Here is a 16,508-nt window from a genome sequence, read left to right as displayed (position 1 = left end):
GCCCCCAGTCTGATCCTGCTGCAGAGTGTTGGGAACTAGCAGAACTGATAGTCAGGTGCCTCCCTGGCGCTGGATCTGCCGGGAGAGGCCCGGCAACTGCTGGCCGAGAACCGAGCGTTCGAGCAACCACGGTTAGTAGAATAATCCTGCCTGCATTGATCCCTTGTAGGAGCTGCCGCAGGTGCTGATGAAGCGGTATTACTGCGAATAAGGTGTTATTTAATTATTTCTTCATACCGTTAATTGAATGGTTATGGCCGCTTGTTCAGGTATTGTCCGGTGGATTTTCGATTTGTTATTCCAGATCGACAATGAGTACATTGAAAGTTCAATCGATTGCATACGGATGTGCGATATGTCTGATTCTCTGATGGAAAAAACCACGCTTGATGTACCCGCTGATTTTGAAAAGGGTCGTCACTTCGACTTCAWAAAAAGCACTATTCCCGAGTGCCTTGTTCAGGCCTCGCCGCTACGGCGCAAGGTGCTCAAAGACACCAAGCCCACTGTTCCACTCTGGTATGAAAATAGTTCGACGGATCAGCGCAGTGCCCTGAAAGCGTTGATGGAAATTGACTGTCATGCGCAGAACAACTGGGACAAGACACTTGCCGCCGTGGACAGTGTCACCACCTTTGCCAAGCCTTTATTGACCACTGCTTTGGCCGAAGCGGATATTGACCTGGATGTCGAGAAAACCTGGGTGCGACTCTATTACCCGGTAGATTATGAATTTTTTGGTATTGCGACGGGTGTGAGCACCGGCGATGTACGCAGTAGAACCTTTTCATTGCTGCAGGCGGCGTTGCACAATTTCGAAACGTTCGAGGCTGAGGAAGGCTACTTCGACAAAGACTCTTCGTTCATTACCGGGCCCGATACGCAGGGACGCTTCGACGTTATTGATTCCACACTGAAAATTCAGCAGTTTGTAGCGATATGTCGCGAGCTCGATATCGGCGGTCAGTACCAAAAATTCATAAACAAGTTTCTTTACGAGGGTGGAGCTGCGCATGAGCAGGCGTTGAGCCTGGCTTTCATTGACAGCAAAAAATCAGCCATGAAGGCCGCCGCCTATGCAGCCCTGCTCAAAGGTGATATCGAACTTGCGCATCACGAGTTGATAGTCGCACTGATCAATGAACAGGATGTCGTAAAGGATAAAGACAGCCGACGCCCCATCAGCTACAGCCCGCTTAGTCTGATGGGTTACGAAATAGCCGAATGCGCAGTGTTCTTTCCCACCCACGCCAACCGTTACGATGGCAGCTATGTCATTGCCTACATTCCGGACGATCCAGAGCACTCGATAAAAAAATACGCCTCATTCGCTGACTTCGAAGAGCAACTGACCCATCAACTGATGTACCGGCCTCCGGGAAGTCGAATCGATAGTGCGAAGGACGCGCTCACCGACTATCAACGCTTCTTCAGCCGGTTCATCAGCGAAAAGGACCGGGGCCATTTTTTTCTTCGTTTTACCGAGAAAGTGTTGGACGCGCCGTCCGGCACGTACTGGAAAGACCAGGTACGTGGTTATCTGAAGTATGTAAGCCCTGCTTCAAGACTGGTCGGCCCCGTAGCGGATCGGCACTGGCGACGAGACCCGGTGGAGAATATCGATTTGCATGCCAAGCTATCTCTGAATTTTCAGTGGGTCGGCATGGCTGGCATCTGGACCGAGATGTTTCGTCAGAAACGTCGGCATCTGCGAGAGGATGCGCAGGTCCTCGCCGTTTCCACCGCCACCGAGGATGCCATCACCCGTGAACGTCGGCTCGCCAATTACTTGAATATCGGCCTGTCTATCGTCGGTATCGCCGCGTTCTTTGTGCCGCCGGTAGGCGCAGCCATGCTGTTGATCACTGCGGATCAGTTGTTGTTCGAGACGATCGAGGGCGCGCGCGAGTTGAGCCAGGGCGACAAGGAGGCGGGCTGGGCACATATCACCGATGTGCTGGAAAACCTGGCGACGATGGCGGCACTGGCGCCGGTTTTTCACTACACGGTTTCGCCTTTCATCGAAGGCTTGAAGTCGGTCACCTTGCCCAGTGGCAAGACGCGGTTGTGGAAGCCAGATCTCAAACCCTACGAGCGAAATGTGAAGTTGCCAGCAAACGCCAGGCTCGACGAGTCGGGGCTGCATCGGCATGCCGGTGAGGATATTTTGCCGCTGGAGGGCAAACATTACGCATTGAAAAAGCAAGCTGGCACCGTGGAATACCGGATCCAGCATCCGACACGTACGGATGCCTACCAACCGGAACTGAACCATAATGGCAACGGGGCGTGGAATCATGAGGTGGAGGCACCGCTGGAGTGGTCGAAACAAACTTTGTTACGGCGTCTGGGACACTCGGTTGACTCCTTCACCGAAAACGAGCGCGAAAACCTGCTCAAGGTCAGCGGCACACAAGAAGAGATGCTGCGCAGGATGCATGTCGAGTCTGAGCCGCCGCCGCCGCTGCTGGCCGACACCATCACGCGGTTTCAAGCCTATTCCGATGCCGGCGAAGTGGGGGCCCAGATTCGTAGCGGGCAGCTCCAGAGTGACCTTTGCGGTTATGCTGCTTCCTTGATGGTCGAGCTGCCAGGGTGGCCTCGTACCAAAGCGATAGAGGCGTTCGAAAGCGCTGATTTGAGCGGTAAGTCCGTTCAGTATGGTGATAGCGCCGCACCGGCTTCGGACGTGATCACGGTCAGCCGAGCCGAGCTGATGGCGGGCCAATTGCCGGAGCGTGTGCTGTCCCTCCTCAGCGAGGAGCAAACCAGGCATCTGGTCGGCCAGCATGTCGCGCCGGATCAGCAGGCCCAGACGTTGAAAGCGCTTCTGGCCGACCATGCGGATAAGGCCAGAGCGCGGATATTCCAGAGTTTGTCCAAGGAACGCGAGGAACTGGGAAATCCGCGGACTCAGTTGGTCCAGCGCAGCTTTTCCTCGTTATCGACCAGGCTCGCAAAGGACCTGTTGAAGGATGCAACGCCCGACGAGCTGCGTCAGATGAAAACCGCCCGGCGTCTGCCGTTGCGATTGGCGCAAAAAGCTCGTCTGGCGCAGCAAGAGGTGCGCTTGTCACGCGCTTATGAGGGGCTTTTCCTGGGGACGCTGGCTGCACCGGACACTGAAAGCCTGGTCCTGCATACACTCAAAAAACTACTGGCCGAGTCAGGCAATTTACGCATCGAAGTGCGGGAGGGCTCTTTCACCGGAGCGATACGAGCCAGCATCGGCCCCGAAGATGCCCTTGAGCGCAAAGTGCTCGTTCGTACCGGGGATGGGCAGTACGAAGCACGCGACGCCAGCGATAATCATTTACACGGAAGGGATGACCTGTATGCCGCCCTTCAGCATGCCTTGCCGGATGCTCAACGCAGATCCCTGAGTTTGCCTCACGTGAATCAGGGCGCGGATCTCGAGGCACTGATCCAGCAACATGCACTGGCGCGTGATGAACTGCGCTCGGTCCTGAACATGCAGGCGCAACGTCAACCGTTCTTGAAGCCGCTGACGCTGTTGCCCGACGGTCGGCGCGGCTACCCGTTGAGCGGTCGCGGGGGTTATCACGGAATCGCCGACGAGCCGTTGTTGCGGCAGCGGGTCAGATCCCTTTATCCAGGATTTTCCGACGAACAGGTTGGCGGAGTACTGGGGCCAGTGGCCGAAGCGGCCGAGGCGCGTGTCAGCGCCCTGGAAGCCGAGTTCAATCAACTCAACAGCACGCTGCAACGCTGGATGAATTCTCCCACATTGCACAACCGCTTCGGCCCGCTGGGGGTGGCGGAATGGCAATCGCGTAACGCGCTCTACAAGGCGATCAGGCAATGCTGGCAAAGGACGGGGCCGGCAGGCATCGACGCCCCGGGCATCATCGGTGCGCAGTCTCTTGATCTGAATGGCATCTCGATGGGCCGGCACCTGGCGAGCTTTCCGGAACTGACCGCCAATTTTGATCACGTCACCAGCTTGAGCATGTGCAGTACCAATATGCTCAGTAGCCAGGGAGCATTTCTCGAGAAATTCCCTGGGCTGCGCTCACTCAACCTGAGCGATAACCTGTTAAACCGGTTACCGCCGGCCATTGGTGATCTGCGTCATTTGACCCAACTGGGGCTGGAGAACAATCAAATCGTGCTGACCGAACAGGCGGTTGCGCGATTGAGAGGATTGACTCAATTGGAGGTTCTGCAGTTGGCAAACAATCCATTGGGTCGCGTGCCTGACATCAGCCTGATGTCAAGACTGGCGGTCCTCAATCTTGAGCGGACCGGCATTGATCAATGGCCCATTGGACTGTTCGGCAAATCCCGTCCACGTCAAATCTATCTGAATCTGAGGTACAACCGATTGACCCATATTCCAGACATTGCACCAGGGTCGTTCCGTGCGGAGTTGCTGGGCCGAACCATCGTCAGTCGTGAACCTGAGTGGGTGTCTCCGAGCGTTCTGGAGAAGCTGAAACACTATCTGGAATCTGTCGGCATGGACCCGCAACGTCCTTATCCACCTCGAGGGTTGCTGGACAGCCTTAAGTGGGCGCAGGGCATGCCCGATTCATTGTTCAGGGAAAGGTTGATCATCTGGGATGAACTCGAAGATGAGATGGGCTCCGAAAAGTTCTTTGATGTCATACGACGGCTGACGCAATCGGCTGACTTCAATACGGCGGAGACGTCCTATCGCAGCGAACTGACAGCCAAGGTCTGGCGAATGCTGGAGGCGATGCACAATGATCCGGAACTGCGCGAGACGGCATTCTCCGAGTCGGTGGTAGTCACCGAATGTTCTGATGGGGCAACCCAATTGTTCAATGCACTGGGGGTCAAGGTGCTGGTCAAGGAGGCTTACGCGCTGGAAAACCCGGCCCTTATCGAGGCGGAACTGGTGGAGTTGGCCAGGGGCAAGTCTCGACTGGATGAACTGGGCGCTATTGCGCGCCGGCGAATTGCCGCACGTTACGAGAGCGGAGAGCGATTCAGACGTGTCGATGCCAATGGCGACGTTACCGGTACGATCGACGAAGTGGAGGTGCAGCTCGCCTATATGACGGAGCTGGCGGAAAAACTGGATCTGCCATGGCAATCGCGTGGCATGTTATTCCGGGCCATTAGCGGGGTGACGTCCGAGATGATAGAGGCCGCTCGTCTGCACGTACTGGGGCTTGAACAGGGTGACCTGCTCGAGGAAACCATTCTCCAACAGACTTTCTGGGACGACTATCTGGAAAACACTTATCGTGATGATATCGCCAGAAAAAAGCTCGAACTGCGCAACGAAGATGAGATGGTCCAGTTCACCGCGATCAAGGAACTGAAGAAAACCTGGACGAGTCAAGCTATCGAGCGTGCCAAGCTGCGAAGGACGGAGATACCGTTCACCGTGCAGGCTGATAGTTGATCGATGGTTTGACCAGCCCCGAATGCGATGTCGCCTTCGGGGCTTCTTTTTGAGCGACCGTCAGAACAGGAAATAACGCTGTGCCATGGGCAAGGTGTCGGCCGGTTCGCACCACAACAATACGCCGTCGGCTTTCACCTGATAGGTCTGCGGGTCGACGTCGATAGTCGGCAGGTAGTCGTTATGAATCAGGTCGGTTTTCTGCACGTCCCGACAACCTTTGACCACGGCGATTTTCTTCTTCAGGCCCAAGGCTTCCGGCAAGCCTGCCTCCTGCGCCGCCTGGCTGATAAAGGTCAGGCTGGTAGCATGCAAGGAGCCGCCGTAGCTGGCGAACATCGGACGGTAATGCACCGGTTGTGGCGTGGGAATTGACGCGTTTGCATCGCCCATCAGGCTGGCCGCAATGGCACCGCCCTTGAGAATCAGCGTCGGCTTCACACCGAAAAATGCCGGGCGCCACAGTACCAGGTCCGCCCATTTACCGACTTCCACCGAACCCACTTCATGGCTGATGCCATGGGTGATCGCCGGGTTGATGGTGTATTTGGCGATGTAGCGTTTGGCGCGGAAGTTGTCGTTGCCTGCACCGTCGCCCGGCAGCGCGCCGCGCTGTTTTTTCATCTTGTCGGCGGTCTGCCAGGTGCGGGTGATGACTTCGCCGACGCGGCCCATGGCCTGGCTGTCGGAGCTGATCATCGAGAACGCGCCGAGGTCGTGGAGGATGTCTTCGGCGGCAATTGTCTCGCGGCGGATGCGGCTTTCGGCGAAGGCCACGTCTTCGGCAATGCTGGGGTCGAGGTGATGACAGACCATCAGCATGTCGAGGTGTTCGTCGATGGTGTTGCGGGTGAACGGCCGGGTCGGGTTGGTGGAACTCGGCAGTACATTGGCAAAACCGCAGGCCTTGATGATGTCCGGCGCATGACCGCCACCGGCACCTTCGGTGTGGTAGGTGTGGATGGTACGGCCCTTGAAAGCGGCGAGGGTGGTTTCGACGAAACCGGATTCGTTCAGGGTGTCGGTGTGAATGGCGACCTGCACGTCGTACTGGTCGGCCACGTTCAGGCAATTGTCGATGCTCGCCGGCGTGGTGCCCCAGTCTTCGTGGAGCTTGAGGCCGATGGCGCCGGCCTTGACCTGTTCGATCAAGGGTTCGGGCAGGCTGGCGTTGCCTTTGCCGGTGAGACCAATGTTCATTGGAAAGGCGTCGGCGGCCTGGAGCATGCGCGCCAGATGCCACGGCCCGGAAGTGCAAGTGGTGGCATTGGTGCCGGTGGCGGGACCGGTGCCGCCACCGATCATGGTGGTCACGCCGCTCATCAGCGCTTCTTCGATCTGCTGCGGGCAGATGAAGTGGATGTGCGTGTCGATGCCGCCGGCGGTGAGGATCATGCCTTCGCCGGCGATCACTTCGGTGCTGGCACCGATGGCGATGGTCACGTTCGGCTGCACATCCGGATTGCCCGCCTTGCCGATACCAGCGATGCGTCCGTCCTTGAGGCCGACGTCGGCCTTGACGATGCCCCAGTGATCGATGATCAGCGCGTTGGTGATCAGGGTATCGACGACCTCGGCGGCCAGCAACTGGCTCTGACCCTGGCCGTCGCGGATGACTTTGCCGCCACCGAACTTCACTTCTTCGCCGTAGGTGGTGAAGTCCTGTTCCACTTCGATCCACAGCTCGGTATCGGCCAGACGGACCTTGTCACCGACGGTGGGGCCGAACATGTCGGCGTAGGCTTGACGGGAAATCTTCATTCGTTCGCCTTGGAATTCAATTGATTTTGAGATCGCTCGCATTACTCGCTATCGCGAGCAGGCTCGCTCCTACATTTGATCGCGGTCTCATGTAGGAGCGAGCCTGCTCGCGAAGGGGGCTGAGCGGACACCGAATTACTTACAGGTCACCCATGATCCTGCCGGCAAAGCCGAACACCCGGCGATGCCCGGCCAGGTCGACCAGCTCGACCTCGCGGCTCTGCCCCGGTTCGAAGCGCACCGCGGTGCCTGCAGGAATATTCAGGCGCATGCCGCGACTGGCGGCGCGGTCGAAGGTCAGGGCGTCGTTGGTTTCGAGAAAATGGTAATGCGAGCCGACCTGGATCGGCCGATCACCACTGTTGGCCACTTTCAGACTGATCGTGCGCCGGCMGGCGTTGAGTTCGATGTCGCCGGGCTGGATCTGGTATTCACCGGGAATCATCAATGGGCTCCTTGGAGAATCTTGTAGTAGAGGGCGGTCGGCTTGTAGCGGCCGCTCGGGTCGCAGGCGTAGTCGGGAATTTCGCCGGCGCGGGTGTAGCCGAGCGATTTGTAGAAGTCTTCAGCGGGTGAACCGGCCTCGGTGTCGAGGTAAAGCATGCCGCGCTTATGCTGCAGGGCGGCGGCCTCCAGAGCGCTCATCAGTTGCTGGCCCAGACCGCGACGCCGGGCGTGTTCGCGCACCAACAACTTCTGCACTTCGGCACGGTTCAGGCCGTTGGCCTTCTGGCACAGACCCAGCTGCACACTGGCCTGCACCTGCTCGTCCTTGACCACCACCCACAGCAACACACTGCCCTTGTTCAGGTTGTCCTGGACCTCATCGAAATACGCGTGGGCCTGGGTAGCATTGAGGTCAGCCATGAAGCCGACACTGGCGCCATAGCCGACGGCATCGAGCAGCAGGTCGATCAGGCCCTGGCGGTAATGCGCAAAGCTTTCAACGTTGACGCGTCGCAGTTGGGCGGGGTTCATGGGCGATCACTCCTTGTTGGCTGCGGGTGGTTGCGCGCCGGGATTGAGGGTCAATTGCATGAAAGTCAGGTCCAGCCAGCGACCGAACTTGGTGCCGACCTGCGGCATTTGCCCGGTGGTGATAAAACCGATGCGCTCATGCAGGCGGATGGAGGCGGCGTTACCGCTTTCGATGGCGGCGACCATCACGTGCTTGCCGCAGCCTTTGGCGCGCTCGATCAGCGCTTGCATCAGTTGTGGGCCGAGGCCGTTGCCGCGCTGGTCGCTGCGTACATAGACCGAGTGCTCGACGGTGTGGCGGAAACCGTCGAAGGGTCGCCAGTCGCCGAACGAGGCGTAGCCGAGCACCGAGTTGTCGGCATCGACAATCACCAGAATCGGATAAGCCTGGGATTGCCGGGCGCTGAACCAGGCCTGGCGATTGCCGAGGTCGACCGCCTGCTCGTTCCAGATCGCCGTAGTGTTGAGCACCGCGTCGTTGTAGATGTCGCGGAGGGCTGGCAGGTCGGCATGCACGGCATCGCGGATGTGGTAAGTCATGGCGCGGCCTCAGGCGATGGGTTGGTGGACGGTGACCAGTTTGGTGCCGTCGGGGAAGGTGGCCTCGACCTGGATTTCCGGGATCATTTCCGGGATGCCTTCCATCACTTGTTCGCGGGTCAGCAGGGTGGTGCCCAAGTGCATCAGATCGGCCACGGTCTGCCCGTCGCGGGCGCCTTCGAGCAATGCGGCGGAAATGTAGGCCATGGCTTCCGGGTAATTGAGTTTCACGCCGCGAGCCAAACGCCGCTCGGCCACCAGGCCGGCGGTGAAGATCAGCAGCTTGTCTTTTTCGCGTGGGGTCAGGTCCATCGTTGAGAGTCCATATTCGGCAGTTGAAAAGGTCTTGAATTTGTCAGGCCGACCCCCTCTAGGAGCTGGCTTGTCGGGTCGCCGCATCGCAGCGAAGGCGTACTTGCCGACGCCAAAAGCTTCGCTGGCAAGCCAGCTCCTACAGGAATCGGTGTCAGGTGTTCCATATTCGGGGTGGCACGGCCTCGCGACCGAGCAACGCCGGCCTGAGCAATCGCCACAATTCAATCAACCACCCCCGCGCCAACAGCGCCTCACTGGCCAGGCATCGGGCAACCAGCAACCCCGGCAATTGGGTCAAATCCCCGCGCACATCGTTGGGCAGCGAACGGCAGGTCTCCAGCAGTTCGCTGTCGATCTCACCCGTCACCAACAAGGTCGCAAATACCGGTCGCCCATCCAGCCCGATGGGCGAATCCAGCAAACCGTCCGCCCCGACAATGCGCTGGCGTTCATGCCAGAGCAACTGGCCGTCGCGGCGGATATCCAGATGTGCCTGGAAGTGCCCAAGGTCGAAGCGCTCGCCGCTGGCCGGCCGGCCCAGCGCCACGACGTCCCAATAGAACAGCCGTGCATCGTCTTCAAGGTCGATGCAGGTGCTGAGTTCAGCCTGGGCCGCGCTGAAAATGATCGTCTCCTGGGGCAGCCATTCCAGTGTCGCACCGGCTGCCACCTTCAACTTCAGCTGCTGATAGGCGGGGCCGGCGGCGCGATACCACTTGGCCGCGCCGGGGCTGGTGATCTGTGCCCAGGCATCGCGCTCGACGCGGGCTGAAATATCCAGCCGGTCACCGCCGGCAATCCCGCCTGGCGGATGGACGATGATGTGTTGGCAGACTTCAGGCCCTTCGGCATACAGATGTTTCTGTACCCGCAGCGGACCCAAGTGGCGGCGCTGGACCGGACGTGTGCTATCGCCGAAGCGGGCGTAACCCAGCTCCAGCTCGGCGTACCAGCTCGGGGTGAACAGCGTTGTTTGGGCAGGTAAATTCATGATTTTTAATTATCGTCAGGACGCTACAGATTAGATCGTAACCAGACCGCGCACACCTTCGGCTTCCATATTTCCCCCGCGACCTTGCTGCACGATTTCGCCTCGGGACATCACCAGGTACTGGTCAGCCAGTTCGGCGGCGAAATCGTAGAACTGCTCCACCAGCAGAATCGCCATGTCGCCCCTGGCTGCGAGTTTTTTGATCACGGCAGCGATCTCCTTGATTACCGACGGCTGGATGCCTTCGGTAGGCTCGTCGAGGATCAGCAGACGAGGGCGGCTGGCCAGCGCCCGGCCAATGGCCAGTTGCTGTTGCTGGCCACCGGACAGGTCGCCGCCGCGCCGTTGCTTCATTTGCAGCAGCACCGGGAACAGTTCGTAGATGAAGGCAGGGACTTCCCTGGCTTCGCTGCCGGGAAAGCGCGACAGCCCCATCAGCAGGTTTTCTTCCACGGTCAGGCGGCCGAAGATTTCCCGGCCCTGTGGTACGTAAGCGATGCCGGCATGCACACGCTGGTGCGGCTTGAACGCAGTGATCGGTTTACCTTCCCAGTTCACCGCGCCTTCCTTGGCCGGCAGCAAACCCATCAGGCATTTGAGCAGGGTGGTCTTGCCTACGCCGTTACGCCCGAGCAGGCAGGTGACTTCGCCGACCTTCACGTCAAATGTCAGGCCGCGCAGGATGTGGCTTCCGCCGTAGTACTGGTGCAGCTTGTCGACTTGCAGCATGTTCGAATTCCTTCTGTTTTACACAGAACCCTGTGGGAGCRGGCTTGCCCGCGATGAGGGCGGCACATCCAATATTTTTGTTGTCTGACACACTGTCATCGCGGGCAAGCCYGCTCCCACAGGTTATGTATTTGCAGGTCTAACGACCGAGATACACCTCGATCACCCGCTCGTTGTCCTGCACCTGCTCCAGCGATCCCTCTGCCAACACGCTGCCTTGGTGCAACACGGTGACGTGGTCGGCAATCGAACCGACGAAGCCCATATCGTGTTCGACTACCATCAGCGAGTGCTTGCCGGCCAGGCTCTTGAACAGCTCGGCGGTGAACTCGGTTTCAGCGTCGGTCATGCCCGCCACCGGTTCGTCGAGCAACAGCAATTGCGGGTCCTGCATCAACAACATGCCGATCTCCAGGAATTGCTTCTGGCCGTGGGACAACAGGCCCGCCGGGCGATTGACCGAGGAGGTCAGGCGAATGGTCTCCAGCACTTCGGCGATGCGGTCTTTCTGCTCGCCGTTCAAGCGCGCCCCCAGGCTGGCCCAAACGGATTTGTCGGTTTTCTGCGCCAGTTCCAGGTTCTCGAACACCGTCAGGGCTTCGAACACCGTCGGCTTCTGGAACTTGCGGCCGATACCAGCCTGGGCGATCTGCACTTCGCTCATTTGCGTCAGGTCCAGGGTTTCGCCGTACCAGGCCTTGCCCTGGCTGGGGCGGGTCTTGCCGGTGATCACGTCCATCAGCGTGGTCTTGCCCGCGCCGTTGGGGCCGATGATGCAGCGCAGTTCGCCGACCCCGATGTACAGGTTCAGATTGTTCAGCGCGCGGAAGCCGTCGAAACTGACGCTGATGTCTTCCAGGGTCAGGATGGTGCCGTGACGGGTGTTGAGGCCGGGGCCGACACGCTGGCCGAGGCCGATGGCATCGCGGCTGCTGCCGGCGTCCTTGTTGGGCTCCACAGGAAAAAACGCCGGTTCGAGCATGAATTCAGCGGTTGCAGTGATTCTCATTGCTCACCTCTTTTCTTCAACAGACCGATCACGCCCTTGGGCAGGTACAGGGTCACGACGATGAACAACGCGCCAAGGAAGAACAGCCAGTACTCGGGGAACGCCACGGTGAACCAGCTCTTCATGCCGTTGACTACACCGGCGCCGAGCAACGGACCGATCAACGTGCCGCGCCCGCCGAGGGCTACCCAGACTGCCGCTTCGATGGAGTTGGTCGGCGACATCTCACTCGGGTTGATGATCCCCACTTGCGGCACGTACAACGCACCGGCCAGACCACACAACACCGCGCTCAACACCCACACGAACAACTTGAATCCGCGTGGGTCGTAGCCGCAGAACATCAGGCGGTTTTCCGCATCGCGCAGCGCGGTCAGCACCCGTCCGAACTTGCTTTGCGCCAGGCGCCAGCCGATGTACAGGCTCGCCACCAGCAACAGCACCGTGGCGAAAAACAGTACGGCGCGGGTACCTGGTTCGGTGATGCCAAAGCCAAGAATGGTGCGGAAGTTGGTGAAGCCGTTGTTACCGCCGAAGCCGGTTTCGTTGCGGAAAAACAGCAGCATCCCGGCGAAGGTCAGGGCCTGGGTCATGATCGAGAAATACACGCCCTTGATCCGTGAGCGGAAGGCGAAGAAACCGAACACCAACGCCAGAAACCCCGGCGCCAATACCACCAGGCACAGGGTCCAGAGGAAACTGCTGGTGCCGGTCCAGAACCACGGCATTTCGGTCCACGACAGGAACGTCATGAACGCCGGCAAGCCATCACCCGAGGCCTGGCGCATCAGGTACATGCCCATGGCATAACCACCGAGGGCGAAGAACAGGCCGTGGCCGAGGGACAGCAGGCCGGCGTAGCCCCAGACCAGATCGAGCGCCAGTGCGACGATGGCGTAGCAAAGAATCTTGCCCACCAGCGTCAGCGTATAGGCTGAAACATGCAGTGTGCTGTCGACCGGTAACAACGACAGTAGCGGTAGCGCCAACAGCAGAACGAGGATCACTGCACCGACGGCAATCGAGACTTTAGGGCCGGCTTTTTTGGTCGCGGTAACGAGCAGGGGCTGGTTCATCAGTCGATCACCCGTCCTTTGAGTGCGAAGAGACCTTGCGGACGTTTCTGGATGAACAGAATGATCAACGCGAGGATGAGAATCTTGCCGAGCACGGCACCGATCTGCGGTTCGAGAATCTTGTTGGCGATCCCCAGGCCGAACGCCGCCAGCACGCTACCGGCCAACTGACCGACACCGCCGAGCACCACCACCAGGAACGAGTCGATGATGTAGCTCTGGCCGAGGTCCGGGCCGACGTTGCCGATCTGGCTCAGGGCCACGCCACCGAGGCCGGCGATGCCCGAGCCGAGGCCGAAGGCGAGCATGTCCACGCGCCCGGTGGGTACGCCGCAGCAGGCGGCCATGTTGCGGTTCTGGGTGACTGCCCGCACGTTGAGACCCAGGCGCGTCTTGTTCAGCAGCAACCACGTCAGCACCACCACAAACAGCGCAAAGGCAATGATGACAATGCGGTTGTACGGCAGCACCAGGTTCGGCAGCACTTGAATGCCGCCCGACAGCCAGGCCGGGTTGGCCACTTCGACGTTCTGCGCACCGAACACCAGGCGAACCAGTTGAATCAGCATGAGGCTGATGCCCCAGGTGGCGAGGAGGGTTTCCAGCGGACGGCCGTAGAGGTGGCGAATCACCGTGCGCTCCAGTGCCATGCCGATGGCCGCGGTGACGAAAAACGCCACGGGCAGCGCGATCAGCGGATAGAACTCGATGGCCTGCGGGGCGAAGCGCTGGAACATCAGTTGCACCACATAGGTCGAGTAGGCGCCGAGCATCAGCATCTCGCCGTGGGCCATGTTGATCACGCCGAGCAGGCCGAAAGTGATCGCAAGTCCCAGGGCGGCGAGCAGCAGAATCGAGCCAAGCGACATACCGCTGAATGCCTGGCCGAGCATCTCGCCGACCAGCAGTTTGCGTTTGACTTGAGCGAGGCTGGTTTCAGCGGCGGTATGCACATTCGCGTCGGTTTCAACGCCCGGCTCCAGCAGGTTTTCGAGGCGTGTGCGGGCCAGCGGGTCGCCGGTTTCGCCGAGCAGACGCACAGCGGCGAGGCGCACGGCCGGGTCGGCATCCACCAGTTGCAGGTTGGCCAGGGCGAGGCCCAATGCTGCGTAAACGCCTTCGTCTTGTTCGCCAGCGAGTTGCTGATCAAGGAATTTCAACTGCGCCGGTTTGGCGCTTTTCTGCAATTGCTGCGCGGCGGCCAGACGGAGTTTGGCGTCGGCGGCGAGCAACTGGTGACTGGCCAGGGCCGTATCGATCAGACCCCGCAGGCGGTTGTTCAGGCGCAGGGTTTTCGGTTGGCCGTCGAGGGTCAACTCGCCTTGTTGCAGGGCGTTGATCAACTCGATACGGGCAGGATCGGGCTGCGCGGCCCAGGTTTCCAGCAACTTGGCCTGCTGCACGGGATTGGCGGCGACGAAGTCTTCGGCGTCACCGGCGTGGGTGGCCATCGGCAACAGCATTGCAATGGTCAAGATGAAGCGATAAAGGGCGGTGGGCATAAATAGTCGCCTTGACGCGGACATTGTGGGAGCGAGCTTGCTCGCGATAGTGGTCGTACAGTCACAGTGATGTTGAATGTACCGCCGTCATCGCGAGCAAGCTCGCTCCCACAGGGATTTGTGTCGGCCTCAGGCTTCGTGCCTGGCGCCGACACCCAGTGGCTCAGTTGCTCTTCACCGCATACTCCGGCTTCTTGTCGTTGCCCGGGATGAATGGGCTCCACGGCTGGGCGCGGATCGGCCCTTCGGTCTGCCACACCACGTTGAACTGACCGTCAGACTGGATCTCGCCGATCATCACCGGCTTGTGCAGGTGGTGGTTGGTCTTGTCCATGGTCAGGGTGTAACCGGACGGCGCGGCAAAGGTCTGGCCGGCCAAGGCTTCGCGGACTTTGTCGACGTCGGTGGACTTGGCTTTTTCCGCCGCTTGCGCCCACATGTGGATGCCGACATAAGTGGCCTCCATCGGGTCGTTGGTCACCGCCTTGTCGGCGCCCGGCAGGTTGTGTTTCTTCGCGTAGGCTTTCCAGTCATCGACGAACTTCTTGTTCACCGGGTTCTCGACCGATTCGAAGTAGTTCCACGCCGCCAGGTTACCCACCAGTGGCTTGGTGTCGATGCCGCGCAGTTCTTCTTCGCCGACCGAAAACGCCACGACCGGAACGTCGGTGGCTTTCAGGCCCTGGTTGGCCAGTTCTTTATAGAACGGCACGTTGGAGTCGCCGTTGACGGTGGAGATAACCGCTGTCTTGCCGCCCGCCGAGAATTTTTTGATGTTGGCGACGATGGTCTGGTAATCGCTATGACCGAACGGGGTGTAGACCTCTTCGATGTCTTTGTCGGCCACGCCCTTGGAGTGCAGGAACGAACGCAGGATCTTGTTGGTGGTGCGCGGGTAGACGTAGTCGGTGCCGAGCAGGAAGTAGCGCTTGGCGCTGCCGCCTTCCTCGCTCATCAGGTATTCAACGGCAGGGATCGCTTGCTGGTTCGGCGCGGCGCCGGTGTAGAACACGTTCGGCGACATTTCTTCGCCTTCATATTGCACCGGGTAGAACAGCAAGCCGTTGAGTTCTTCGAACACTGGCAGTACCGATTTGCGCGACACGGAAGTCCAGCAACCGAACACCACCGCTACCTTGTCCTGAGTCAGCAACTGCCGGCCCTTTTCGGCAAATAGCGGCCAGTTCGATGCTGGGTCGACGACTACCGGTTCCAGCATCTTGCCGTTCACGCCGCCCTTGGCGTTGATTTCATCGATGGTCATCAACGCCATGTCTTTAAGCGAGGTTTCGGAGATCGCCATGGTGCCGGACAACGAATGCAGAATACCGACCTTGATGGTCTCGGCGGCCTGGACAGTCCAGGTCATGCCCATCGCGGCGATGCTTGCCGAGAGTGTGAAAGCCTTGATCAAACTGCGACGCTTCATTGTGCGATCTCCATGAACTTATGAGTTTTCTTGGTTGGCAGATGCGGACTACTGAAGGTGTGTTTTGCAAGGGCTGTGCCCGGTCGGCAAAAGGCAGGGAAATGTCGTTTTAGAGCGATTGAAGGGTTTGGTGGCGCACCATGAAGGATCGTGTCTGGCGCGTTGGTGCGAAGAGGTGCGCCAGATTGGGGCGGGTAGCATCGATCAATTGTGGGAGCGAGCCTGCTCGCGATGGCGGTATTTCAGTTAATGCCGATGTTGTCTGACCCAGCGCTATCGCGAGCAGGCTCGCTCCCACAGGATTCAACAATGGGTATCAGCTTTGTGAACGACGAATGTCAGCTTTTAATGCAGGTTTCAAAACCATGTCCGCCACCTTCGTACTCCGGGCCGTAGTAGTACTTGGTGAATGAAGTTTTCCCGTCAGGGGTTGTAGCAATTTTCGCAATCCCGACGCCGTAATCCTTGAGTGACGGATCCGTATGGGCAAAGTAAATCGCCAGAGAACTCAAATTGGCGGCAGCAAATCCGTCATACCGGGAGTTGTCGAGCAACGTTAGCGTAAAGCCGTAGGCACCGTGTTCGCCGGTACTTTGTTCGATATTGAGCTTCATGTCGACAACACCTTCAAATGCACCGATATGGCTGTCCATTCCGGTACATTGATACCGGCCACTGTAGTCAACGCCAGTAAAGGGGGGCTGCACTGCCCATGCGGGGGCTGAAACAAGTGCGATGGATGCGATGAGCTTCTTGAACATGTTTACCTCTTTTCGCTCTTGT

Annotated in this window: 13 protein-coding genes; 1 reads left to right on the top strand and 12 read right to left on the bottom strand. The window is 59.1% G+C overall.

What is annotated here, in order from left to right; genetic code table 11:
• Nucleotides 1-355 precede the first annotated feature (355 nt).
• A complete protein-coding gene (locus AC1DRN_RS04300) occupies nt 356-5,395 on the top strand; it encodes an NEL-type E3 ubiquitin ligase domain-containing protein (RefSeq protein ID WP_477786637.1) in 5,040 nt (1,679 codons plus the stop codon).
• 60 nt (nt 5,396-5,455) lie between these two features.
• On the opposite strand, the gene ureC is transcribed toward AC1DRN_RS04300, so the two are convergent.
• The 12 genes from ureC to AC1DRN_RS04240 all read right to left on the bottom strand — a co-directional run bounded on the left by ureC (nt 5,456) and on the right by AC1DRN_RS04240 (nt 16,486).
• On the bottom strand, nt 5,456-7,156 hold the full coding sequence (ureC, locus tag AC1DRN_RS04295; protein WP_223463627.1) for an urease subunit alpha: 1,701 nt from the start codon (nt 7,154-7,156) through the stop codon (nt 5,456-5,458).
• A gap of 139 nt (nt 7,157-7,295) precedes the next feature.
• Entirely contained in the window at nt 7,296-7,601 is a 306-nt protein-coding gene (locus tag AC1DRN_RS04290; protein WP_477786636.1) for an urease subunit beta, read from the bottom strand.
• Entirely contained in the window at nt 7,601-8,134 is a 534-nt protein-coding gene (locus AC1DRN_RS04285; RefSeq protein WP_223463625.1) for a GNAT family N-acetyltransferase, read from the bottom strand. Before AC1DRN_RS04285 ends, AC1DRN_RS04290 begins: the two co-directional genes overlap by 1 nt.
• Nucleotides 8,135-8,140: 6 nt before the next feature.
• Complete coding sequence (locus AC1DRN_RS04280) at nt 8,141-8,674, bottom strand: GNAT family N-acetyltransferase (protein WP_223463624.1); 534 nt, start codon at nt 8,672-8,674, stop codon at nt 8,141-8,143.
• 9 nt (nt 8,675-8,683) lie between these two features.
• On the bottom strand, nt 8,684-8,986 hold the full coding sequence (locus tag AC1DRN_RS04275) for an urease subunit gamma (protein WP_007999380.1): 303 nt from the start codon (nt 8,984-8,986) through the stop codon (nt 8,684-8,686).
• A gap of 154 nt (nt 8,987-9,140) precedes the next feature.
• Nucleotides 9,141-9,980: an urease accessory protein UreD gene (locus AC1DRN_RS04270; protein ID WP_223463623.1), complete on the bottom strand. Its 840-nt coding sequence runs from the start codon at nt 9,978-9,980 to the stop codon at nt 9,141-9,143.
• A gap of 30 nt (nt 9,981-10,010) precedes the next feature.
• Nucleotides 10,011-10,709 (bottom strand): urea ABC transporter ATP-binding subunit UrtE, encoded by a 699-nt coding sequence (gene urtE, locus AC1DRN_RS04265; protein WP_223463622.1) that lies wholly within the window; start codon nt 10,707-10,709, stop codon nt 10,011-10,013.
• 139 nt (nt 10,710-10,848) lie between these two features.
• Nucleotides 10,849-11,718 carry an urea ABC transporter ATP-binding protein UrtD gene (urtD, locus tag AC1DRN_RS04260; RefSeq protein ID WP_223463621.1) on the bottom strand — a complete coding sequence of 290 codons (870 nt, stop codon included), beginning with the start codon at nt 11,716-11,718 and terminating at the stop codon, nt 10,849-10,851.
• The gene (urtC, locus tag AC1DRN_RS04255; RefSeq protein ID WP_223463620.1) at nt 11,715-12,794 is read right to left on the bottom strand and encodes an urea ABC transporter permease subunit UrtC; all 1,080 of its coding nucleotides are present in this window, start codon (nt 12,792-12,794) and stop codon (nt 11,715-11,717) included. The genes urtD and urtC overlap by 4 nt, the downstream gene beginning before the upstream one ends.
• Nucleotides 12,794-14,296 carry an urea ABC transporter permease subunit UrtB gene (gene urtB / locus AC1DRN_RS04250; RefSeq protein ID WP_223463619.1) on the bottom strand — a complete coding sequence of 501 codons (1,503 nt, stop codon included), beginning with the start codon at nt 14,294-14,296 and terminating at the stop codon, nt 12,794-12,796. The genes urtC and urtB overlap by 1 nt, the downstream gene beginning before the upstream one ends.
• 163 nt (nt 14,297-14,459) lie before the next feature.
• On the bottom strand, nt 14,460-15,725 hold the full coding sequence (gene urtA, locus AC1DRN_RS04245; RefSeq protein ID WP_007996683.1) for an urea ABC transporter substrate-binding protein: 1,266 nt from the start codon (nt 15,723-15,725) through the stop codon (nt 14,460-14,462).
• Between the two features lie 338 nt (nt 15,726-16,063).
• Nucleotides 16,064-16,486 (bottom strand): hypothetical protein, encoded by a 423-nt coding sequence (locus AC1DRN_RS04240; protein WP_223463618.1) that lies wholly within the window; start codon nt 16,484-16,486, stop codon nt 16,064-16,066.
• Between the last annotated feature and the right edge of the window lie 22 nt (nt 16,487-16,508).

It is taken from the genome of Pseudomonas sp. P5_B3 (genome assembly GCF_056400405.1).
The sequence above is the reverse complement of the archived record's forward strand: the minus strand, read 5'-3'. Positions and strand labels throughout refer to the sequence as shown.